Here is a 1,174-nt window from a genome sequence, read left to right on the forward strand (position 1 = left end):
GCCGCGCGCGCAACGGCGCAGCACGCGCGCAGCGCAGGTCACCCCGCAGGTCACCCCGCAGGTCACCCCGCAGGTCACCCCGCAGGTCACCCCGCAGGTCACCCCGCAGGTTCCGCCGCACGTCCCGGCGCACTCCACCCCGCGCCGCGCCCCCCGCGAGCATCCCGGTGAGGGTCCTCGTGACCGGGGCGAGCGGCTTCCTCGGCCGCGCCGTCGCGGCCGAGATCGCGGCTGCCGGGCACGAGGTGCGCACGTTCCAGCGCCGCGCGTCGGGCGTTCCCGGCGTCGCCGACGTGCTCGGCTCGGTCACCGCCCCCGACGAGGTTGGCCGCGCCGCCGCCGGCATGGACGCCGTCGTGCACCTGGCCGCGAAGGTCTCCCTCGCGGGCAGGCCGGCCGATTTCGAGGCCGTGAATGTGGGCGGCACCCGCACGCTGCTGGCCGCGGCCACGGATGCCGGCGCCACCCGCTTCGTCTTCGTGTCGTCGCCCTCGGTGGCCCACGCCGGCGCATCCATCGTCGGCAGCGGCGCCGACCCGGCCGACCCGTCCCGGGCCCGCGGGCACTACGCCCGTACCAAGGCCCAGGCCGAACTGCTCGCGCTCGGCGCCGACTCCGCGAGCCTGCACGTGGTCGCGGTGCGCCCGCACCTGGTCTGGGGCCCGGGCGACACGCAGCTCGTCGCCCGCATCGTCGACCGGGCCCGCCGCGGCCGGCTGCCGCTGCTCGGCCACGGCGCCGCCCTGATCGACACCACCTATGTGGACAACGCTGCCTCGGCCATCGCGGCCGCGCTCGAGCGGGCCGACGCGGTGCACGGCCACTCCTACGTGGTCACGAACGGGGAGCCGCGCCCCGTGGCCGAGCTGCTCGCCGGAATGTGCCGGGCGGCGGGCGTGCCGGCCCCGGCCTGGCGGGTTCCGGCAGGAGTCGCCCGCGGCGCGGGATCCCTGATCGAGGCGGCCTGGCGCATCCGTTCGGGCGCCGACGAGCCGCCGATGACCCGGTTCCTGGCCGAGCAGCTGTCGACCGCGCACTGGTTCGACCAGCGCCGCACCCGCGCCGAACTGCGGTGGGCGCCCGCGGTGAGCCTGGACGAGGGCTTCCGCCGCCTCGCCGCCGCCTACGGGCGGTAGCCGCAGCCGCGCACGCCGCGAAACCCGCGCACGCGCAC

Annotated in this window: 1 protein-coding gene; it reads left to right on the forward strand. The window is 77.9% G+C overall.

Features of this window, described 5'->3' with window-relative positions:
* Window positions 1-167 precede the first annotated feature (167 nt).
* Window positions 168-1,136, forward strand: coding sequence for an NAD(P)-dependent oxidoreductase (locus E3T37_RS06515; RefSeq protein WP_134366004.1), 969 nt, complete (start codon window positions 168-170; stop codon window positions 1,134-1,136).
* Window positions 1,137-1,174 lie beyond the last annotated feature (38 nt).

Source organism: Cryobacterium sp. TMT2-10 (assembly GCF_004403075.1).
GTDB lineage: Bacteria > Actinomycetota > Actinomycetes > Actinomycetales > Microbacteriaceae > Cryobacterium > Cryobacterium shii.